Source organism: Nonomuraea sp. NPDC049152 (genome assembly GCF_040648355.1).
In the GTDB taxonomy this organism is placed as follows: Bacteria; Actinomycetota; Actinomycetes; order Streptosporangiales; family Streptosporangiaceae; genus Nonomuraea.
Map to the genome: position 1 here is coordinate 125,375 of NZ_JBEZDO010000021.1, position 19,885 is coordinate 145,259.

The following is a 19,885-nucleotide window of genomic DNA, read 5'->3' on the forward strand; positions in this document are numbered from 1 at the left end:
CTCGGTACGGCAGGCGGTCAGGAGCAGCCCTCGAACTGCGGCACCGACACCGTGCCGATCTTCAGCCCCGAGGTCCCGAACCACTTGCGCAGCAGCATGCCCGCCGTCCCGTCCTGGTACATGTCGGTGATCGCGCGGTTGACCGCCTCGCACCCGTCCACGTCGCCCTTGCGCATCCCCACCCCCGTGCGCTGCTCGTTGAACTGCGTGTTCACCAGCCGCACGCCGCCGCCCTCACGCGCGGCCAGCCCGGCCAGGATCACGTCGTTCGTCGTGACGGCGTCGATCCGGCGGGACTTCAGCATCGCCATGCACTGGTCGTAGGTCGCCACCGGCACCACCGACGCCGGGATCTGCCGCTCGTCGATCACCCGCTGCGCCGCGTTCGACCCCTGCACCTCGCAGATCTTCCGCCCCGCCAGGTCGCGCACGTTCGCGATGCCCGAGGCGTCCTCGCGCACCAGGATGTCCTGGTACGACAGGTGGTAGGGCCCGGCGAAGGCCACCCTCGTCTTCCGCTCCTGGGTGATGGAGAAGGTGGCGAGCACCAGGTCGGCCTTTCCTTCGAGGAGCACCCGCTCCCTGTCGGCGGCCAGCGCGGACACGAAACGGGGGGTGGCGCCGAGCTTGCGCGCGATGTAGGTGGCCACGTCGACGTCGAACCCCTCGAAGCGGCCGTCCTTCCTGAATCCGATCGCGGGCAGGTCCGGCCGGACGCCGATGACGAGCGTCTCCTTGCCGATGATCGACGAGGCGTCGCCGGAGCCGCACCCGCCGGCCGCCGCCAGGACGATCGCGGACGCCAGGACGGCCAGCACCCGGGTGGTCAGCGTCTTGTTCACCGGTACTCCTTCAGCCGTGGCCACACCCCTGCGAACACGCCCACCGCGATGACGAGGATCCCGATCGGCAGCAGCACCCACAGGCCGCGCAGCCCGGTCTCGCCGTCGGCGATCGCGTCGGCGAAGGTCGTCTTGTGCTGTTCGCCCAGCCGTACCAGGGTGGCGTCGTAGTCGTCGAAGGCCGAGCGCACAGGACCGGTCAGCGCCGCGGTGGCCGCCGCGCCCGACTGGGCGCGCAGGGCCTGGTCGGCCTGCTGGAAGCGCTGCCAGGCGGCGGTGACGTCGCGTCCCCGCAGCATGCCGAGGAACCGGCCGTCCTTGAGCGCGCCGACCGCGCGCTGGTAGGCGGGCAGGTTCTCGGCGGCGACGTAGACGAGCGACTGCGACTTGTCGAAGAAGGTGTGCTGGTAGGTGTCGGCGCGCACGCTGTCGAGCAGGTAGCGGCTCTGGTCGGCGTGCAGGCTGTTGCTGATCGCGCGGGCCCTGGCGAGGGTCAGCACCGAGTCGAAGCCGTCGCGCTTGGCGGTCACCAGGGCGGAGGCCTCCTGCTCGAGCACGACCGCGCCCGTGATGGCGCAGGCGGCCGTGGCCAGGGTGGCGGCCAGCAGCGCGGGCCCGAAGACCCTGCGGAACCTGCGGGCGAGATACACCTGCAGCCAGACCAGGCAGCCCAGCGCGAGCGCGCCGCTGAGGAGGGCGATCACGCGTACGGTGACCACGGTGGCGTGGCCGTCCTCGTAGGCGTGCCTGACGATGGTGCCGCTCTCCAGGGTCAGGTTGTAGGCCTGGGGGAGCAGTTCCCGTGTCATGAGGTCGGTCGCCTGCCGGTAGGCGGCCAGCACCCTGTCGTCCTTGCCCGAGCCGTCCGAAGCGCCGGGGAGGGAGCTCAGGAGGAGGGCCTCGGCGGCGAGGCGTTCGTAGCGGCCGAGACCGTCGAGCACCGAGGCGATCGTGCGGCGTTCGGCGGGGTCGGCGCCCGCCAGGCTGTGCGCCTGCAGGAGCGCCGCCCCGACCTCCTTGCGCCGCCGGTCGTAGCGGGCCAGCGCGTCCTGCCGCCGCTCGCCGAGCAGCAGGGCGTCGGCCACCTGGGCGTCCATGTCGCTCAACCCCATGTAGAGGCCCGCCGTCGCCACCACCTGCGGCCCCGCGTCGAGCCCGATCACCCGCAGCCCCTCGCGGGCCGCGGCTGTGCCGTACGCGAGGGTGGAGAACAGCAGCGCGAGAGAGGCGACGGTGACCGCGGAGATCACCTTGATGCGTCCCGGCACCGTACGGCGGGCCAGGAACATCATGACCCGCTCGCACGGAGGGTGATGACCGTCCAGGCGCCGAGGTGGATCGTGTCGCCCTCGGCGACCGGCACGGGCACGTTGACCTGGAGGGGCTTGCCGTTGACGCGGGTGCCGTTCGCCGAGCCGGGGTCGACGAGGGTCCACGCGCCGTCGGGCTGGGCCATGAGGACGGCGTGCAGGTGGGAGATCCCCGGGTCGGCGGGCGGCAGGCCCAGGTCGATCTCGGGAGCGGTGCCGCGGGTACGGCTGGCACGGCCGATGCGCACCTGCTTGCCGATCATCGGGTAGGCGCGCTCGGGGCAGTAGGGAGGGAAGACCATGGCCCGGGCGTCGGGGCCGTTCAGGGCGATGACCTCGTCGAAGTAGGCCCGGTCGGCTCCGACCACGGCCTCCCACAGCGCGGGGGCGATCGGGTCGGGCAGCGGGGACTCGAAGTCGTGCCCGTCGACCTCGCAGAACCGGCCGCTCCTCGGGGTCTGACAGATCGGGCACACCTCCGCCGGAGAGCCCGGAGAGCCCGGAGAGCCCGAAGAATCGGGGGAGCCCGGAGAGCCGGAGACGCCCGGGGTGCCGGAAGGGCCGGAAGCTGCCGGGCTACCGGAGAGGCCAGGAGTCCCCTGGTGGCCCGGAGAAGGCGAGGCGAGCCCGGGGGAGGGGCCGCCCGACGCGGGCGAGCCGGACGGCATCGGAGCGCCGGACGACGGCAGCTGGGCGCCGCACACGTCGCAGTACTCCGCGTCCTCCGACGCATGCCCGTTCGGACACGTCACCGGCATCTCAGCCCTCCTGCCGCAGCTGGCTGGTCCGCGTCGACCCCGTGTCCAGCTCGATCTCGTCCGCCTTCTCCACATGGGTGCGCAGCCTGGCCGTACCGGTGCCGGGGTCGACCTCGACCACCTTGTCCAGCAGCCTGGCCGTGTCCTCACGCCCCGAGGAGTCCGCGAGCTGCTTGGCCTTGGCCAGCCTGGCGGTCGCGGTCGCCGTGTCGCCCGCCGCGCGGGCGCTCAACCCCTCCTGGATCAGCTCGTGCAGGTCCGCCTGGCCCGTGTAGTGCGCCACCTTCTTGTTGATCCGCGTCGAGGCGGCGAGGTCGTCCGTCCAGTGCGCCAGGACGTTGCCGCTGGCCAGCACGTCGCCCGTGTCCGGCCGCACCAGCTTGACCCACGCCGCCCTGATCTCCTGGCCCAGCGCGGACGGCGGCACCTCCACGCACAGGTGATACTCCCGCTCATCCGTGCCCCACGACCCCGTCGGGTAGTCGCCGGTCAGGGGGTTGACGTCGATCCGCTTGCCCGACAGGTCGAGCAGCGTCGGCGAGACCTGCTTGACGAACTTCAGCGTGGCGTCCTTGGGAATCCACACGCGCAGCGCGAGCTCGGCGATCGTCTTGCCCATCGACGCCTCGGTGATCCTGGTGAAGAAGGCCGCCAGGTCCTTCTGGTCGCGCACGAAGTCGAACGAGCCGAGCAGCGCCTCGGAGACCTTGCGCAGCTCGGCCGGCACCCAGTCGTCGCCCACGCCGAGGCTGTCGCAGACGAACCTGCCCTCGCAGTGCTTCAGCGCCTGCGCGAAAGCGTCGTCGCCCTCGTTGTTCTGCCCGTCGGTCATGAGCAGCGCGTGCTTGATCGCGCCAGGTCTGCTCTCCAGCAGGTCGGCGGCCAGCCGCAACCACTGTCCTATGGAGGTGCCGCCGTTGGCGTCCAGGTTCCCGATGGCCGTCTTGGCGTTGCTCCGCGTGCTGTAGTTCGCCGTGGCCAGCTTCTTCCCACGCGGGTAGATCATGCGGGCCGAGGTGTCCCCCGCGATCACCGCGAACTCCACCCCTTCGCGGAGCGCGTCGACGGCCGCCTTCGCCGCCTGCCTCGCCTCACGGATCTTGCTGCCGGTCATCGACCCCGAGGTGTCGATGATGATCACTTCGGCCGCCTCGGCGGGCTCGGGCGCCGCCGCCGCGCCCGCGACGGTGAGGACGGCGTGCACCTCCCTGCCGCCGATGGGCAGGTCCTTGTTCTGGTCGACGAACAGTGTGAAATCACTCATCAGGCTCTCCTGACCGGTATCAGAACGACGGTGACGTTGTCGCGCCCGCCGGAGGCGAGCGCGTGATGCACGAGCGCTCGGGCCCCTTCGACGGGTACGGCGGCGCGGATGGAGACGGGATCGTCGAGGTAGCCCCACAGCCCGTCCGTGCACACCATGAGCAGGCCCGGAGAGTCGGGCACGAAGCCGAGCGCGCGGCAGCCCGCGTTCCTGGCGTCCGCGCCCAGCCATGCCGTCAGTACTCCCGCCGTGGCGACGTCGTCGTCGGTGAGCAGGACCGCGGCCCCCTCGTCCGGCAGCCAGTAGGCGCGGCTGTCACCGACCCAGCCGACCGTGACCAGCTCGGGCCCCGCCACCGCCGAGACGTAGGTGCAGGCGGGGGCGTCGTCGGCGGAGGTGCCGAGCTCGGCGACGGCACGGGCGGCCCGCGCGTACGCCGCCCTGGTGGCCGCCTCCTGACTGGAGCCCGCCTTGAGCTCCTCGGCCAGGATGGCGACGCCGGTCTGCGCGGCCAGCGTCGAGGCGGTCTCGGGACGCGGCGACTGGGACACGCCGTCGCAGACCACGGCGATGACCCGCCCTTCGGCCTCGCCCAGCGCCATCGCGTCCTGGTTGCGGCTGTGGCGCAGGCCCCTGTCGCTGGCGCCCGCCGCGCCCGAGTCGAGGACGAGCTCGACATGGTCGGTGACGGCGGGCGCGCGCAGGCCGCACTGGACGCAGTAGCCGTCGGCGATCTCGCCGCCGCATGCCGTACAGGAGGCTGGTGGGCCCAGCGGGGAGCCGCACTGCTCGCAGAAGGCGTGGTTGGGCAGAACGGAGGCTCCGCACGCCGGGCAGTTCACAGCCACGTCCTGGGCCGGACCGTGTTGGCGCGGTCGACGAGGTCATGCCTTTCCCGCCTGGTGGCGGCGGCCCTGGCCAGCTCCCGGTAGACGCCTTCCAGCCTGCCGCGCACGCCGCGCTGGGTGAGCGGCGCGCCAAGCAGCGTCGTGGCGTGGGCGGGTGAGGGCGCGAACGCCGTCAGCCAGGTGAGCGCTGCCTCCAGCAGCTCGGCCGCCAGCTCGCCGCGGCGCCGCCCTTCCAGGTGTTTGAGCTGGTCAAGCCGCTCGCCGGCGGCGATCAGGTCGGCGGGGGCGAGCTCGGCGGCGGGCCGCCTGGCGGCGAGCGCTACCAGTGCGGTCTGCGCGGCAAGGTGCTGGCTCGACGAGGCCGGCACCTGGTCGAGGGCGGCCGCGGCGTCCCTGCCCTCGCCTGTCGCCAGCTTGGCCCTGGCCAGGCCGAACGCGGCGCTCACGTAGCCGCGGTCGGTGCGCCACACCGTGGCGTACCAGCGGGCGGCGGCGCGGTGGTCGCCGGCCTGCTCGTGCGCGAACCCCAGCGCCAGCTTCACGGCGGGCTCGCCGGGCAGCAGGCCGAAACACCGGTCGAACAGCGCGAGGTCAGGACTTCCCGACGCCAGCGTGCGCACCGCCTGATACCAGGTCACCCGCCAGTCGCCGTGGAGCGTGCGCGCCGCCTCGTCGAGGAAGTCGTCGCCGAGATCGTGCTCGGCCACCACCCTCGCCTTGGTCAGCAGTGTCTCGGTGGTGGCGGGCAGCGCCGAGACCCTGCTGAGCAGCTCGCGCGGGTCGCGCGCGATCAGCCCGGGCAGCAGGCCGGCCGCGGGGTCGGCGGGATCGACCAGCGGCACGGGCAGCGCCGCCACGGCCGCCTTCGGATCCAGTGGCTCGAACACGCCGGTGACGCCCTCCGCGACCCGCTCGGGCCCGAAGACCGCCGACTGGCTCGGGTACGGCACGCCGTCCTCGGCCGCGCGGACCTCCCTCAGCACCCCCGTGAGCTGCTCGGCCATGTCGGTGGCGTCGGGGAAGCGCTGGTCGGGATCGGGATGCGTCGAACGGACGAGGAAGCGGTGGAAGGACTCGTTCCCCCACGCCTCCGGCCCTGGCAGCGGCACCTCCGCACCGTCCCGCGCGGGGCTGAAGGGATGGCTCAGCACGGCCAGCGTCCGCGCCACCGTGTAGAGGTCGGAGGTGATCGAGGGCCCGGACGTGGCGATCTCGGGAGCGTGGTAGCCGACCGTGACGTAGGAGCTGCCGGTGCGCGCGCCGATGCGCTGGACGGCGCCCAGGTCGATGACCTTGAGCTGCTGCCTCACCTGGATGACGTTGGCGGGTTTCAGGTCGCAGTAGACGAGCCCGTTCTCGTGCAGGTAGTCGAAGGCCTTGAGCATCTCCAGCGCGTAGGGGATCGTCTGGCGCAGCGGCAGCGCCTTCCCCTCGCGCAGCCGCTGTTTGAGCAGGTCCTGCAGGGAGGGGCCGCCGACGTACTCCATGACGATGTAGCCGGCGCCCTCGTGCCGCTGGAAGTTGAAGATCTTGACGATGTTGGGGTGGTCGACCGTCGTAAGGAACCTGCGCTCGGCCTCCGCCGCCGCGAGCGCCTCGGTGTCGGCGGCGTTGAGTAGGCCCTTCAGCACCACCCATCGGCCGTCGAGGTTCTCGTCCGCTGCCAGGTAGATCCAGCCGAGACCGCCGTGCGCCAGGCAGCCGAGCACCCGGTACTGCCCCGCGACCAGCGCGCCAGGCGCGAGCTTGGGGGTGAAGCTGTAAGGGGAGCCGTCGTGCGGGCAGAATCCCTCGGTACGGCCCGGCACACCCTCGCGGCTGCGTCCCACCGGCCTGCCGCACGCCGAGCAGAACCGCTTGTCCTCCGGCACCTCAGGGTCGTCCATGACGGCGTCGGCCGGATCCCGGTACGGCGTCGGAGGCACGTCGACCAGGCCGTGCCCGAGCACGCCCTTCGACCGCCTGGCGGAGGACGACCTGCTGCCCGACGACACGCCGCTGGACGGCACGCTTCCCGATGGCACGCCGCCCGACCACACGGTGGACCCGCTCGGCGCGGACGCCGCGGGGCCGCTGCCCGCCGTCGCCAGAGGGGTGGGCGGGCTCGCGGCATGCCCGCAAAGGTCGCAGAAGCCGTCGTCGATCGTTCCCGTGCAGCCCGGCTGCCCGCACCTGGTCATCGGCGCCCTCCATGGATCGCGTCCTGGTAGTGGTCCACCGCGTCCGCCGCCTGGTTGAGGTCGCACGGGGCGGTCCACAGCAGCTCGTGGGCCCGCGTGAAACGGCGGGCGCTCTCGGAGTCCTCCGCGAGGCCGACGCGGACGGCCTTGGCCTGGGTGGCCAGCAGACGTCCGCGTAACTCGTCCCTGCGGGCCATCAGCCCGAGCAGGGCCGAGGTCGTGGTCTTGGCCCGGGTCAGCGCGTCCCGGGCGGCGTGCTCCACGCTCGACAGGCGTCTGGCCCGCTCCACCCATCCGCCGCCGGCGAGGGCGTCGCCCGAGGGCAGGGCGCCGGCGTCGGCGGCGAGGCGGTCGCTCGCGGGACGCGGCCTGGTCGAGGAGGGAAGGAGGATCTTGACCGCGACCAGCGTGTAGGTTCGGCGCGCCTCCGCCTCCGCGGTCCTGACCAGGGCGATCAGCTCGATCAGGGCGGTGTGCCGCGGGCCGTACGAACGTCTGAGGGCGTCGGCGCGGGACAGGTCGGCCAGCCGGGAGTCGAGTGCCGCGCTGAGCCTGTCGAGGTCGGCGGGGGAGCAGCCGAGGGGGTCGGCGGTGGCGGTGGAGCGGAGGCGGGCGAGCTCGGCCTCGTGCCCTGGTGCGAGGGGCGGCTCGCCGAGGTCGGCGGTGAGGCGGGTGATCTCGTCGAGGCGGGCCGCGGCCGACTCCAGCGGGGGCAGGAACGCCGTCCACGCCGCGTCGATCTCCGTCAGCGCCTCGCCGACCGAGCGGAACGCCTCGTCCATCTGGGCCACGGTCTCGTCGAGGCTCAGGCCTTGCACGGGTAAGGGGCGTAACGACCTCCGCTCGACCGGCTCGGCCTCGGCCGGCGGCCGTACGGAGGGGCCTGCGAGAAGGAACGTCAGCTCCTCCAGCTCGGCGGGCCCAGGGCGGGCGCGGCGGGCCCTGACGTCCTCGGCCTGCCGCAGCACCCCGCGGTAGGCGTCGTACAGCGTCCAGATCCGCGTCATGGCCTGCTGGGCCGACGTCCACACGGTCAGTGTCCTGCCGCGTAACGTGGCGCCCTTGAGCAGCTGGAATGAGGTGTGGGACTCCAAATCGAGCAGGTCGCCCGAGATTCGGTCTCGCTCCTCGCCGCGCGTGCGCAGGGCGTGGTCGGCGCCTTCCCTGCTCATCGGCGGCCCGGTCGGTTGCATCAACGTTCCCCCGTCGAAGTGAGGAGCCCCGCACCTCATTTACCGGGTCAACGTGTGACATGTCCAGAGGGGTTCCTGACCCTGAGAGGGTCTCCCTGACTTGTCCCTGATTCGCCCCGCGAACCAGGCCGCCAAGGGCCGCGGGGCCCTAGCGTGGACCACATGGCACGCATCCTTCTCATCATCGCCCTGGTCATTGTCGGCCTCATGCTGCTCGGCCCGATCCTGGGCTTCGCCCTCACGCTCCTGAAGTGGGCCCTGATCATCGGCGGCGTCGCCGTGGCCGCGATGTTCGTCTCCCGGTGGCTCAAGACGCGGTAGGTGACGAGCCCCGCTCTCGCGGCGGGGCGGTTCTCCTCGCCTGCAGGCGCGATCCCGAGCGCGGGTTCATCCCGATCACGGCCTGTGGGGATGCCCGCGCAGAGCGGGTCCTGGGGTCAGGGCCTGTTCAGCTAGGACAGACCGGAGCATAGTGGGCAGATGGAGGCGCGGCCCGCGGTCGATGACGCCGCGCTCGGGCGCGAAGCCCTGCACGTGCTCGAGGCGAACTGGATGGGGTCGGCCACCGTGCCCGCTCCAGGCCTCTACCCGCACCAGTGGAGCTGGGACTCCGCCTTCGTCGCCATCGGCCTGGCCAGGCACCGGCCCGAGCGCTCGATGGCCGAGCTGAACGGCCTGCTGCAGGGCCAGTGGGCGACGGGGATGATCCCGCACATCGTCTTCCACACCTCCGAGGCGTACTTTCCCGGGCCATCCGTCTGGCGCTCGTCCGACCACGCCGACGCGCCATCCGGCATCCTCACCTCTGGCCTGACCACCCCGCCGCTGCACGCGCTCGCCGTGTGGTGGCTGTGGCGCCACACCGCCGACACGGCCTACGTCAGGCGGGTCTTCCCCGCGCTCGCCGCGCAGCACGCCTACCTCGCCACCGCCCGCGACCTGGGCGGCGGCGGGCTGGCCTCGATCGTCCACCCGTGGGAGTCCGGCATGGACGACAGCCCCACGTGGGACGAGCCGCTGGCCGCCCTCCCCGAGATCCGGTACGGCTACCGCACCCCCGGCATGGACGAACGCCATCCCGCCAGCGACCACGACCGCTACGTCTGGCTCGCCATGCGCTACCGCGACGCCGGCTACCGCCACGAGTACCTGCGCGACGAGCACCCGTTCGCGGTCGAGGACCCGATGTTCAACGGCGTCTGGCTGGCCTCCTGCCACGCCCTGGCCGAGCTGGCCCCGCTCGTCGGCTTCGACCCCGCCCCGCACGCCGAACAGGCCGCCAGGATCAGGGCGGCCCTCGCCGAGCGCCTGTGGAACGGCTGCTTCTTCGCCCGCGACGTGCGCGCGAACCGCCTCATCCCGGTCACCACCGTCGGCGCCTTCGGCCCGCTGCTCGACCCCGAACTGCCCCGCGACACCGTCACCAGGCTGGTCGAGATCCTGGAGTCGGCCCGCTTCATGGGCGCCACCGGCTACCCGGTGCCGAGCTGCGAGATCCGCGCGCACCAGTTCGACCGCACCCGCTACTGGCGCGGCCCCTCCTGGGTCAACACCAACTGGCTCCTGCGCCGCGGGGCCATCCTCCACGACCTGCCCCAACTGGCCCAGCTGCTCACCGCAGGCACCCTCCGCCTGGTACGGCAGGCGGGCTTCCGCGAGTGCTTCGACCCCTTCGACGGCAGCGGCAGAGGGTGCAGGGACTTCTCGTGGAGTGCGGCGCTCACCCTGGATCTGCTCGCCGATACCTTGGCCTCATGAGCTTCTTCCGCCGCCTGCCGTCCGACGTGCGCAAAAGCCTGGCCACGACGACTGGAGAGCGCGTACTGACCTTCGCCCAGGCCGACGAAGGCTACGTGGTCGCCACCGACCTGGCGCTCTTCCTGCCCGACGGCGAACGCGTCCCGTGGGAGACGGTGGAGCAGGCCGGATGGGACGAGGACGGGCTCAACCTGACCACGTCGGACGGGCGCCGCCTGTCGGCGCGCATCGCCGAACCGCACCGGCTGCCCGAGGCGGTGCGCGAACGGGTCAACTCCACGATCGTGGTCAACAAGTACGTGCAGCTGCCGGGCAGGGGCGGGGTGCGCCTGGTGGCCCGCAGGACGCCCGGCGCCGACGCCTTCACCTGGACCTTCCACTTCGACGAGGGTCTCGACCCTGACGACCCGGGACTGCGCGCCCAAGCCGAACAGGCGTTGGAGGGCCTCAGGCGCAGCATGGGCGTCTGAGGCGGGTTCCGTCGAAAGGGGCCCGGCTCCTCCGGGCCCCCGCGCCTCTAGTACGACACGCCCGTGTCGTCGGCCTGCGCCTCTTTCTTGTCGTCGCCAGGCTTCTTGGACTCCGGCCAGCCCGTGCCCGTGTCGAGATGGTCGACCTCGCGCCCGTTCCTTCCCAGGAAGGGAATCTTGTCGACGAGTGTGTCGCCGACCTTCGCCCGCGCCACGCCGGCCACCTTCGAAACCTGCGCGCCCATCAGGCCCGCGGCCTCCTGCACCGTCGGACTGTCGGCGACCCGCTGGGCCGCTCGCTTGATCTGCTCGTAGCGTTCGCGACCAGCCCGGCTGCCCAGTACGTAGCCGACGGCCACACCGACAGCGAACATCATCCGATATCGCATTTTCCACCTCCGCTGTCTCCGGGCCTACCCCGCTCACGATGCGACACGCACTCCGGATGTGCGCTAATCTATTCCTGTGCCGAACGGGGGCCCCAACAGCCCGGCGGTGAGGCGCGAAAAGCTCAATCCCGTGTAGCTCAATCGGCAGAGCAGCCGGCTGTTAACCGGCAGGTTATAGGTTCGAGTCCTATCGCGGGAGCATGACAACGAGCCCGGGCCACTGGCCCGGGCTCGTTGTTTTTCACCGGCCGGGACACCGCGGAGAATATCGGCCGCCCGCGCGCGCTCCGCGGCGTCGGTCCCTCCCCGGCGGGGGTCAGGGCCGGGCGTCCCTCGTCCGGCCTCCGCTGCCGATGTAGCCGTAGACGGCCCACAGCGCCCCCACGACGATGCCGCCGATCGCCGCGAACGTGCCGATTCCATCGGTGCCCAGGATGGCCATGATCCCGATGGCGACGCCGTACAGGAAGGTCAGTGCGAGGAGGACGGTGCGCATAATGCTCTTGTTCATGAGCAACACGATCATCGATGATCGAGGCCGGTGGTATCCCCCGATCGGTGGACAGACATGCCTCCCGCAAGCCCCGCCGCGGCCCGCGCAGAGAACGCCTGGCTGCGCTCCTATCCCTTCTGGGACGGGTACTTCGCGACCGTACTGATCGCCACGATCGTCGTCGTCTCGTTCGACACCGGCGCGCCCGCCGCCAAGGCGGCGGCGATCGCGCTGTTGCTGCTGCAAGCCGCCGCCTACGTGGTCGTCGGGCGGAGCGCCGTGCGCAGCGAGGAGGTGCCCACCAGGCAGGCCTGGCAGTACGCGGCGATCACGGTCGTGCTCTTCACCTCCGCCGACGTGCTCGCCTCCGCCGCGGCGTTCGCGCTGTCGGCGTTGGTCGCCCAGTTGTTCATGTCGCTCAGGACGCACCAGGCCATCGCCCTGCTCGCGCTGCTGTTCCTGACGCCCGCGATCAACCTCTTCCGGCTGACCGGCATGGACCCCTTGGTGGCCACGGTCACCGCCATCACCATCCTGTCGAGCAGCGCGCTCCTCGGCACCTTCATCCAGCGCCTCGCCGTGCAGAACACCGGCCGCGCCCGCCTCATCGCCGAACTCGACCGCACTCGCGCCGACCTGGCCGAGGTCAGCAAGGAGGCGGGCGTGCTCGCCGAGAGGGAACGGCTGGCCGGCGACATCCACGACACGCTCGCCCAGGGCTTCGCCGGCATCATCACGCTGCTCCAGGCGGCCGAGGCCCAGCACGGGACCAGCAGGTACCTGTCGCTCGCCCTACAGACCGCGAAGGAGAACCTGGCGGAGACGCGGGCGCTCATCTCCGCGCTCTCGCCGCCCGCGCTCAGGGACGCCTCGCTCGACCAGGCGCTTCGGCGGCTGGCCGACGGCTTCGAGCCGCCCGCCGAGGTGAACGTGACCGGCACGCCCGCGCCGCTGGCCGCCACCACGGAGGTGGTGCTGCTGCGCGCGGCCCAGGAGGGTCTCACCAACGTCCGCAAGCACGCCGCCGCCCGCACGGTGCGGCTCACGCTGCACTACGCCCACGACACGGTACGGCTCACCGTCACCGACGACGGGGCAGGTCTGTCCTCCAACGGCGACGGCTACGGACTCGGCGTCATGAGGCGGCGGGTCGAGCAGGCGGGCGGCACGATGCGCCTGGAGAGCACGCCCGGCCAGACCATGTTGTCGGTGGAGGTGCCGTGCTCGGCGTGATGATCGTCGACGACCACCCGATCGTGCGCGAGGGGCTGCGCGGCATGCTCGCCGCCGAACCCGACATCACGGTCGTCGCCGAGGCGGGCTCGGGGCACGAGGCGGTGGCGATCGCGAGCAGGGCCGGGGCCGACGTGATCCTGATGGACCTGCGGATGCCTGACGGCGACGGGCTCAGCGCGATCCTGCGACTCGGCGCGACGTATCGGGTGATCGTCCTGACCACCTACGAGAACGACGCCGACATCCAGCGGGCGATCGCGGCGGGGGCGGCGGGCTACCTGCTGAAGGACGTCTCGCGGGCCGATCTGGCGGTGGCGGTGAGAGCGGCGGCCTCGGGCGAACGCGTGCTGGCGCCGGCCGTGGCGGCCCGGCTGTCGGCCAGGCCCGCCGCGGCTTCCGTGGTGCTGTCGCCCCGGGAAAGGGAGGTGCTGTCATTGGTGGCGGCGGGGCTGACGAACGTGGAGATCGGGCGGCGGCTGTTCATCGGAGAGGCGACGGTCAAGACGCATCTGCTGCGGGTGTTCGGGAAGCTGGGTGTGTCCGACCGCACGTCGGCGGTCCTCACGGCGATGGACCTCGGCCTGCTCTGACGGACCGGAGTCCTGGCCGGTTCTCCCGGTCCTTCCGGCGGGCGGGGCCGGGGTCAGAGGGGAGGGAAGCGGGGGGCGCGGCGTTCGAGGAAGCTGGCCACCCCCTCGGCGAAGTCCGGCCGCTCGAAGGAGGCGAGCATCTCGCGGACCGCCGTCCTGGCCGACTCCTCCAGTGTGTGGTCCCAGTCGCTCCACACCTGACGCTTGATGACGTCCATGGAAGCGGGCGAGCTGTGCACGGCCAGTTCGCGCGCGTACTCCTGCGCCACCGGCAGCAGCTCGTCACGCGGGACGGCCCGGTTCACCAGACCCATGGCGCAGGCCTCCGCGCCGGTGAACACCCGGCCCGACAGCAGCACGTCCATGGCCCGCTGCTGGCCCATGAGGCGCGGAAGCACCCACGACAGCCCGTACTCGGCCACCAGCCCCCTGCGCGGGAAGGCCGTCGTCCACTTGGCGTCCTCGGCGGTGAAGACCAGGTCGCACACCAGCGCGTGCACCATGCCGAGCCCCGCGCAAGCCCCGTTGACCGCGGCGATGATCGGCTTGCGGATGGTGGTGGGGAAGGTGTTCGGCCTGGAGTCGGGCTCCTCGTCGTAGGTGCCGGACCGGATCGCGTCGAGCGTCTGGAAGTCGGCGCCCGAGCAGAAGCCCTTGCCCGCGCCGGTGACGACGATAGCCCGCACCGCGGGGTCCTTCTCGGCCTGTTCGAGCAGGTCGAAGTAGCGGCGGCCCATGGCGTCGGTCCACGCGTTGAGGCGCTCGGGGCGGTTGAACGTCAGCGTCATCACGCCCTGGTCGATCGACGACAGCACCGGCTCCGACATCGCACACCCTCCAGGCGAGACCCTGTTACAGAACAACGTTCTACACCAAGGGGGGCGCCGTTGCCCACCCCGGCCGCGCGCGCCCGGGGAGCGTCCCTTGGACGGGCGGGACCCCGTGCCGGGCGGGGGCGCCTTCCCGTGCCTGCCGTACGGGAAGGATCGCCTGCCACCCGGCGACGGACGGCTACGCGTGGGCGGGGACGAAAGCCGGCGTGAGGCGGCGCTGGTCGTAGTAGCGGTGGAAGACGGGCGTGGCCGCGCCCGACATCGGTGGCACGATCCACGACCAGTCGGCCGGGCAGGCCCTGCCCGCCTTCTCCTCCCGCTCCAGGTGGGTCAGGAAGCGCCTGGACTCGGTGTGGTGGTCGGTCATCGTCACCCCCGCCGCCTCGAACGAGTGCAGCACGGCCACGTTGAGCTCCACCAGCGCGTGGTCGCGCCACAGGGTCCGCTCGTGGGAGGTGTCCAGCCCCAGTCGCCGGGCGATCACCGGCAGCTGGTCGTAGCGGTCGTGGTCGGCGAGGTTGCGGGCGCCGATCTCGGTCCCCATGTACCAGCCGTTGAACGGCGCGCACGGATAGCAGATGCCGCCGATCTCCAGGCACATGTTCGAGATGGCGGGTACGGCGTGCCAGCGCAGGTCCAGCTCCTCGAACCAGCGGTACTCGGGATGCCTGATCGGCACCTCGAGGATCGCGTCCCCCGGCACGTTGCACAGCAGCGGCCGCCCCTTGGCGGGCTGGACGACCAGCGGCAGCACGTCGAACCTCGTTCCCGCGCCGCCGCGCCAGCCCATCCTGAGCACCTGCTCGGTGAAGGCGACGTTGCGCGGGTCGCCGAGCACGGTGTCGTCCTTTCGCCGGTATCCGGCGTAGCGGATGAGCTGTTCGTTCACGACGCGCGGGCCGGGGCAGCCGGGGTGGTCCTGGGCGAACACGGTGATCATCGGTCTGATCCTGCCGCCGCCCGTCGCCTCTCTCAGGTGGGCGACGCATTCGACTGCCACGCCTTCGGCGCTGGAGACGTCCCTGCGGTCCCTGACCTTGAGCGAACGCCAGTAGAGCCGCCCGATGCAGCGGCTGCTGTTGCGCCAGGCCACTCTCGCGCCGAACTCCAGCTCCTCGGCGGTGTGGGTGTAGGTGCCGAACTTGGCCGCGTCCCGCGCGATCTGCCGCAGGCGCGCGTGGACGTCGCCCCCGGCCGGGTTCTCCGCGTGGAACAGGCGGATGAAGCGCTCCGCCTCACGGAAGTCGACGGTTCTCTCAGTGACGGTGTGGACATCGAAGGGACGAAGAGACCTCATCCACGTAAGCACGCAGCAACCAGCGCATTCCGGGTTCGCGGATCGCGCGACCGATTCCGGGTCGGAGGCACGGTCCTGTTGGCGTCGCCCTCACCACGTCGCCCTCATGTGGTCCGCAGCAGACCACATCTTCACCCGCGCAACACGATTTGTCCCCTAAACCGGGAAAACTGCGTGATCGCAGCACTCCGGAGCGTCACTCTCTCGGCGCGGATCAGGGGGTGAGCTTGTGAGCGCCCCTGGCCGGAGTGGCGGGCAGGAAGCGGGGCTCCTTCCAGCCGCGCTCCGCGTAGGCCCCCAGCACCGACTCCCGTACGGCAGGCACCCGCTCCTCCGCCACCAGCGCGATCGCCGACCCGCCGAACCCGCCACCGGTCATCCGCGCTCCACGGGCCCCGCCCCGGATGGCGGCCTCCACCGCGACGTCCAGCTCGGGGGAGGACACCTCGTACTGGTCCCGCAGCGACAGGTGCGAGGCGTTCAGCAGTGCCCCGATCTCGGCGACCGCTCCCGCCCGCAGCAGCCCGATGACCGCCTCGACGCGGTGGTTCTCCGTGACGACGTGCTGGACGCGCTTGCGCTCGTCACCCTGGAGCACGGCCAGCGCCCCGGCCAGGTCCGTCACGTCACGCAACGCGGCGACGCCGAGCTTGCGGGCGGCGGACTCGCAGTCGGCGCGGCGCTTGGCGTACTGGCCGTCGGCCAGCTCGTGGTGGACGCCGGTGTCGATGATGACGATCCGCATCCCGTGCGCGGCCACGTCGAGCGGGATGTTGCGGAAGCCGAGAGAGCGGCAGTCGAGGAACAGGGCCCTGCCTTCCTCGCAGAGCGCCGATGCCGCCTGGTCCATGATGCCGCAGGGCATGCCGACGAAGTCGTTCTCCGCCTTCTGGCCGAGCAGGGCGATCTCCATGGGGGTCAGGCCCAGGCCGTACACCTCGTTGAGGGCGGAGCCGATGACGACCTCGAGGGCCGCGCTGGAGCTCAGCCCCGCGCCCGCGGGCAGGTCGCCGTCGATGACGATGTCGGCGCCCCTGGTGCGTGAGCCGAGCATGGCCAGGACGCCGACGACGTAGCGGGTCCAGCCCCTCGCGGTGTCCCACGAGGCGATGACCTCGGGGTCGCCGGGGGACTGCAGCGACATGAGCCTGATCGTGCCGTCCGTGCGCGGGCTGAGCGCGGCGGTGATTCCCCACGGCACCGCGAAGGGCAGCACGAAGCCGTCGTTGTAGTCGGTGTGCTCGCCGATGAGGTTGACGCGCCCAGGCGCGCGCCACACGGTCGCCGGCTCGGCGGCGTAAGCACCACGGAAAGCTTCAACAACGCGCATAATCGAACACTCCTCAACAACGGTTCGACCGTAGACTAGCGCGATGGAGGAGATGAGGGATCCCCGGCTCGGGACGGTCAGGCTCTTCCTCAAGCACGACGACAACAAGACCCGCAAGCTCAAGTACAACCTGGGCCACCCGCGCGTGCTCAGCTTCGGCGGCGCCTACTCGGGGCACCTGCGCGCGCTGGCCAGGGCGGGCATGGAGCACGGCTTCGAGACGATCGGCGTGGTGCGCGGCGAGGAGCATCTGCCGCTCAACCCCTCACTGGCGTACGCCAGGGCGTGCGGGATGCGCCTGACCTATCTCGACAGGGCCGCCTACCGGCTCAAGCACACCCCGCAGGTCCTCGACGGGCTGCGCGAGGAGTTCGGGGACGTCGCGATCCTGCCAGAGGGAGGCAGCAACGCGGCGGCGGTGCGGGGCTGCGCCGAACTGCCGGGCGAGATCGACCTCGACTACGACGTGATCTGCTGCCCCGTCGGCACCGGCGGCACCCTGGCCGGCATCGCGGCCGGGTTGCCGGAAGGCAGGCGCGCGCTCGGCTTCGCCGTGCTGAAAGGGGCAGGGTTCCTCAACGACGAGGTGGCCAGGCTGCAGCGCGAGGCCTGTGGCACGGTCACCGGCAACTGGGCGGTCAACCTCGACTACCACTTCGGCGGCTACGCAAGGACCTCGCCCGCGCTGGACCCTTCCTTCGAGCAGGTCTACGTCGCCAAGATGATCTACGGGATCCTCGACCTGGCCGGGCAGGGCGCCTTCGCCCGCCACACCCGCGTCGTCGCCGTCGTCACGGGTCAGCCCTCGACTCCCGTCGCGCCATGGGGCGCGCCGACCGGTTTCGACTCGGGCGACCCGCGCTGACGCAGATAGATCGAGAGCACCACCATCGAGGCCACCGCGAGGAACTCCGACTGCCAGTTCTGCAGCGTCCTGCTCCAGAAATCGGCGCCCGTGACATAGGCGCCCCAGCTCTGCGGGTCGCGCAGTTCGGCGAGCCGCTGCGCGTTGTTCGCCGCGAGCCCGGCCACCGACTGCGCCAGCCACGACAGCACGAACACGGTGCCCATCACCCATCCGAGCGAGTTGCTGAACAGCGCCCTGCGCCAGCCGTCGGCCGTGGCCCATCCGGGTGACTCCCCCTGCGCGTGCCTGCCGACCATCTGCTCCTTGTCGGACCCGCCGCCCTCCTTGCCGACCTCCTTCGACTCGGGTGAGCCTCGCTGCACCAGCCACACCGTCGCGAGAATGAACAGGAGGAACTGCAGGTACTCCGACTGCCAGTTCTCCGCCACGTCGACCGCGAAGTCCGACGTCGTGACGTATTCGACCACCGAGATCGGTTGCCCGCCGTCCACGAGCCGCTGGTCGTTGTACTCGGCGTTGCCGGCGAACGCCTGGCCGATCAGCGCGAGAGCGAAGATCAGTAGGAAGAACAGCGACAGGGAGTTCTCCTTGAGGAAACGCTTCATCGGCGCATCAACCCCATCGCGAAGAACCAGGTAAGCCCCACGACGATGATGAGCATGGTCGTGACGAACACCGTGCGCATCAGTCCTCCACCTCGCACTCGTACGGCAGGTCGTCCCCCCGCGGCGCGCATCCCGCGGCCTTGACCCGCCAGCCGCCGCCGAAGCGGTGCAGGAAGAGGGTGTCGCCGTCCAGCCGTACCTGCGCCTCGTCGCCCCACACGGCGACCGACTTGACCGCGCCGCCGCGCAGCCCCACCTCGACGAGCGCCTGCGCGCAGGTCTGGCCCTTGTCCGGCAGCTTCTCCGCGGTCCTGCGGGCAAGCAGTTCGCAGGCGATCTCACCCTGCTGGGTGGTGGCCGCCGCGAGGAACCGCTCCGCCGTACGCGCGGGAGGGCCCGTGTCCACGGCGCATCCGGTGGCGGCGAGCAGGGCGAGCAGGACGACGGCTGTCTTCATGGCAGGGAGCTACCCAGGATGACTGCTGAGAAGCTTGGGACATGAAGAGAACAGATGTTCCACCACGGTGGGACGAGCGGGCCACCCTCCAGACCTTCCTTTCCTACGCGCGCGCGACCGCGGTGGCCAAGTGCGAGGGGATGAGTGACGAGGACGCGAGGAAGGCGCCTCTGCCCGACTCGCCGCTGATGACGGTCGCGGGGCTGGTCAGCCATCTGCGCTGGGTGGAGCACTGGTGGTTCGAGGTGGTGTTCCTCGGAGAGGAGGAGCGGGCGCCCTGGACGAAGGAGGCCCCCGACCTGGATTTCACGCCCGACCCCGCGCGGACGCTCGCCGACGTGGTCGCCGAGTACACCAGGGCCTGCGCGGAGATCGACGACAAGCTCGCCTCCGCCGACCTCGACGCCCTGTCGGCGGGCAAGGGCCGCGAGGGCGACGCGTTCACGCTGCGGTGGGTGATCGGGCACCTGATCGAGGAGACCTCGCGGCACAACGGCCACCTCGACGTCGTGCGCGAGCTGGTCGACGGGGTGAAGGGCGCCTAGAAGCGGTCGAGCAGGGGTGCGAGCAGCGCGTTGAGCTCCTTGACCAGCACGGCCAGCGCCCGATGCGCCGCCTCCTCCACACCGTCGTGCGGGCCCTGCGGCGCCGGTGGCAGCTCGTCCAGCGGGATCGGCGCCTGCACCAGCAGGGAGGCGCGCACGAACGGACCACGCGAGAGGTCCTGCTGGGTCGGCTCGACGTACTGGCCGAAGATCTCCTGCCAGCCCCGCCAGCCCCGGTCCCGCCACCACTCCCTTGAGCTGGTGAGCTGCTCGGGCAGCGGCGAGACGATGCGGACCTCGGCGATGAGCGTGCCGTCCCATGTGTTGCGCACGCAGGTCGCGTCGAGGACGCGCCTGTCCCACCTGATGTGCCCCGGTGAGATGGCGGGAGGGACGGCCATCCGCCACGCGGCGCAGGCGAAGGTCACGGGGGCGATGTCCCCCCACGCCTCGGCGAACTCGTCGACGTTCTTGCGGACGTGCGCGCCGTAGCGGCCGTCCCTGTCCCTGTCGAGCTCCTGGTCGATCCAGAACGCCTTCGCCATGCGGTCCACGCTACCCCGAGATCACGAGAGGGTGGTCATTGAATGACCGAATGAGTATATTTGGTCAAACAATG

Annotated in this window: 22 protein-coding genes and 1 tRNA gene; 8 read left to right on the forward strand and 15 right to left on the reverse strand. The window is 71.3% G+C overall.

What is annotated here, in order from left to right:
• Nucleotides 1-17: 17 nt before the first annotated feature.
• The 7 genes from AB0B45_RS32850 to AB0B45_RS32880 form a co-directional block, all read right to left on the reverse strand.
• Entirely contained in the window at nt 18-842 is an 825-nt protein-coding gene (locus tag AB0B45_RS32850) for a transporter substrate-binding domain-containing protein (RefSeq protein WP_358138500.1), read from the reverse strand.
• Nucleotides 839-2,134, reverse strand: coding sequence for a hypothetical protein (locus AB0B45_RS32855; RefSeq protein ID WP_358138502.1), 1,296 nt, complete (start codon nt 2,132-2,134; stop codon nt 839-841). The genes AB0B45_RS32850 and AB0B45_RS32855 overlap by 4 nt, the downstream gene beginning before the upstream one ends.
• Complete coding sequence (locus tag AB0B45_RS32860; RefSeq protein WP_358138504.1) at nt 2,131-2,628, reverse strand: FHA domain-containing protein; 498 nt, start codon at nt 2,626-2,628, stop codon at nt 2,131-2,133. Before AB0B45_RS32860 ends, AB0B45_RS32855 begins: the two co-directional genes overlap by 4 nt.
• Nucleotides 2,629-2,911: 283 nt before the next feature.
• Nucleotides 2,912-4,174: a VWA domain-containing protein gene (locus tag AB0B45_RS32865; protein ID WP_358138506.1), complete on the reverse strand. Its 1,263-nt coding sequence runs from the start codon at nt 4,172-4,174 to the stop codon at nt 2,912-2,914.
• Nucleotides 4,174-5,016 carry a protein phosphatase 2C domain-containing protein gene (locus tag AB0B45_RS32870; RefSeq protein WP_358138508.1) on the reverse strand — a complete coding sequence of 281 codons (843 nt, stop codon included), beginning with the start codon at nt 5,014-5,016 and terminating at the stop codon, nt 4,174-4,176. Before AB0B45_RS32870 ends, AB0B45_RS32865 begins: the two co-directional genes overlap by 1 nt.
• Entirely contained in the window at nt 5,013-7,202 is a 2,190-nt protein-coding gene (locus tag AB0B45_RS32875; protein ID WP_358138510.1) for a tetratricopeptide repeat protein, read from the reverse strand. The genes AB0B45_RS32870 and AB0B45_RS32875 overlap by 4 nt, the downstream gene beginning before the upstream one ends.
• Nucleotides 7,199-8,374 (reverse strand): hypothetical protein, encoded by a 1,176-nt coding sequence (locus AB0B45_RS32880; protein ID WP_358138512.1) that lies wholly within the window; start codon nt 8,372-8,374, stop codon nt 7,199-7,201. Before AB0B45_RS32880 ends, AB0B45_RS32875 begins: the two co-directional genes overlap by 4 nt.
• Nucleotides 8,375-8,557: 183 nt before the next feature.
• Between AB0B45_RS32880 and AB0B45_RS32885 the strand changes: the two genes are divergently transcribed.
• The 3 genes from AB0B45_RS32885 (at nt 8,558) to AB0B45_RS32895 (ending at nt 10,623) form a co-directional block, all read left to right on the forward strand.
• Nucleotides 8,558-8,716, forward strand: coding sequence for a hypothetical protein (locus AB0B45_RS32885; protein WP_358138514.1), 159 nt, complete (start codon nt 8,558-8,560; stop codon nt 8,714-8,716).
• Nucleotides 8,717-8,875: 159 nt separating this feature from the next.
• The gene (locus AB0B45_RS32890; RefSeq protein WP_358138516.1) at nt 8,876-10,153 is read left to right on the forward strand and encodes a hypothetical protein; all 1,278 of its coding nucleotides are present in this window, start codon (nt 8,876-8,878) and stop codon (nt 10,151-10,153) included.
• Nucleotides 10,150-10,623: a hypothetical protein gene (locus tag AB0B45_RS32895; RefSeq protein WP_358138518.1), complete on the forward strand. Its 474-nt coding sequence runs from the start codon at nt 10,150-10,152 to the stop codon at nt 10,621-10,623. Before AB0B45_RS32890 ends, AB0B45_RS32895 begins: the two co-directional genes overlap by 4 nt.
• A 47-nt stretch (nt 10,624-10,670) precedes the next feature.
• On the opposite strand, the gene AB0B45_RS32900 is transcribed toward AB0B45_RS32895, so the two are convergent.
• On the reverse strand, nt 10,671-11,012 hold the full coding sequence (locus AB0B45_RS32900) for a YtxH domain-containing protein (RefSeq protein WP_358138520.1): 342 nt from the start codon (nt 11,010-11,012) through the stop codon (nt 10,671-10,673).
• A gap of 126 nt (nt 11,013-11,138) precedes the next feature.
• Between AB0B45_RS32900 and AB0B45_RS32905 the strand changes: the two genes are divergently transcribed.
• Nucleotides 11,139-11,211 (forward strand) — tRNA-Asn (locus AB0B45_RS32905).
• A gap of 117 nt (nt 11,212-11,328) precedes the next feature.
• On the opposite strand, the gene AB0B45_RS32910 is transcribed toward AB0B45_RS32905, so the two are convergent.
• Complete coding sequence (locus AB0B45_RS32910) at nt 11,329-11,523, reverse strand: hypothetical protein (protein ID WP_358138522.1); 195 nt, start codon at nt 11,521-11,523, stop codon at nt 11,329-11,331.
• Between the two features lie 57 nt (nt 11,524-11,580).
• On the opposite strand from AB0B45_RS32910, the gene AB0B45_RS32915 reads away from it, so the two are divergent.
• The gene (locus AB0B45_RS32915) at nt 11,581-12,738 is read left to right on the forward strand and encodes a sensor histidine kinase (RefSeq protein ID WP_358138524.1); all 1,158 of its coding nucleotides are present in this window, start codon (nt 11,581-11,583) and stop codon (nt 12,736-12,738) included.
• Complete coding sequence (locus AB0B45_RS32920) at nt 12,726-13,331, forward strand: response regulator transcription factor (protein WP_358138526.1); 606 nt, start codon at nt 12,726-12,728, stop codon at nt 13,329-13,331. Before AB0B45_RS32915 ends, AB0B45_RS32920 begins: the two co-directional genes overlap by 13 nt.
• A gap of 53 nt (nt 13,332-13,384) precedes the next feature.
• On the opposite strand, the gene AB0B45_RS32925 is transcribed toward AB0B45_RS32920, so the two are convergent.
• The 3 genes from AB0B45_RS32925 to galK form a co-directional block, all read right to left on the reverse strand.
• Complete coding sequence (locus AB0B45_RS32925) at nt 13,385-14,158, reverse strand: enoyl-CoA hydratase-related protein (protein ID WP_358138527.1); 774 nt, start codon at nt 14,156-14,158, stop codon at nt 13,385-13,387.
• A gap of 184 nt (nt 14,159-14,342) precedes the next feature.
• Nucleotides 14,343-15,461: a nitric oxide synthase oxygenase gene (locus tag AB0B45_RS32930; protein ID WP_358138529.1), complete on the reverse strand. Its 1,119-nt coding sequence runs from the start codon at nt 15,459-15,461 to the stop codon at nt 14,343-14,345.
• A 214-nt stretch (nt 15,462-15,675) separates the two neighbouring features.
• On the reverse strand, nt 15,676-16,791 hold the full coding sequence (gene galK, locus AB0B45_RS32935; RefSeq protein ID WP_358138530.1) for a galactokinase: 1,116 nt from the start codon (nt 16,789-16,791) through the stop codon (nt 15,676-15,678).
• Between the two features lie 43 nt (nt 16,792-16,834).
• On the opposite strand from galK, the gene AB0B45_RS32940 reads away from it, so the two are divergent.
• Nucleotides 16,835-17,656 carry a 1-aminocyclopropane-1-carboxylate deaminase/D-cysteine desulfhydrase gene (locus AB0B45_RS32940; RefSeq protein ID WP_358138532.1) on the forward strand — a complete coding sequence of 274 codons (822 nt, stop codon included), beginning with the start codon at nt 16,835-16,837 and terminating at the stop codon, nt 17,654-17,656.
• On the opposite strand, the gene AB0B45_RS32945 is transcribed toward AB0B45_RS32940, so the two are convergent.
• Both AB0B45_RS32945 and AB0B45_RS32950 read right to left on the reverse strand, forming a co-directional pair.
• On the reverse strand, nt 17,590-18,264 hold the full coding sequence (locus tag AB0B45_RS32945; RefSeq protein WP_358138533.1) for a DUF6766 family protein: 675 nt from the start codon (nt 18,262-18,264) through the stop codon (nt 17,590-17,592). The two genes, AB0B45_RS32940 and AB0B45_RS32945, sit on opposite strands and share 67 nt — an antisense overlap.
• 79 nt (nt 18,265-18,343) lie before the next feature.
• On the reverse strand, nt 18,344-18,721 hold the full coding sequence (locus AB0B45_RS32950) for a hypothetical protein (RefSeq protein ID WP_358138535.1): 378 nt from the start codon (nt 18,719-18,721) through the stop codon (nt 18,344-18,346).
• 41 nt (nt 18,722-18,762) lie between these two features.
• On the opposite strand from AB0B45_RS32950, the gene AB0B45_RS32955 reads away from it, so the two are divergent.
• The gene (locus tag AB0B45_RS32955) at nt 18,763-19,266 is read left to right on the forward strand and encodes a DinB family protein (protein ID WP_358138537.1); all 504 of its coding nucleotides are present in this window, start codon (nt 18,763-18,765) and stop codon (nt 19,264-19,266) included.
• On the opposite strand, the gene AB0B45_RS32960 is transcribed toward AB0B45_RS32955, so the two are convergent.
• On the reverse strand, nt 19,263-19,811 hold the full coding sequence (locus AB0B45_RS32960; RefSeq protein WP_358138539.1) for a hypothetical protein: 549 nt from the start codon (nt 19,809-19,811) through the stop codon (nt 19,263-19,265). The two genes, AB0B45_RS32955 and AB0B45_RS32960, sit on opposite strands and share 4 nt — an antisense overlap.
• Between the last annotated feature and the right edge of the window lie 74 nt (nt 19,812-19,885).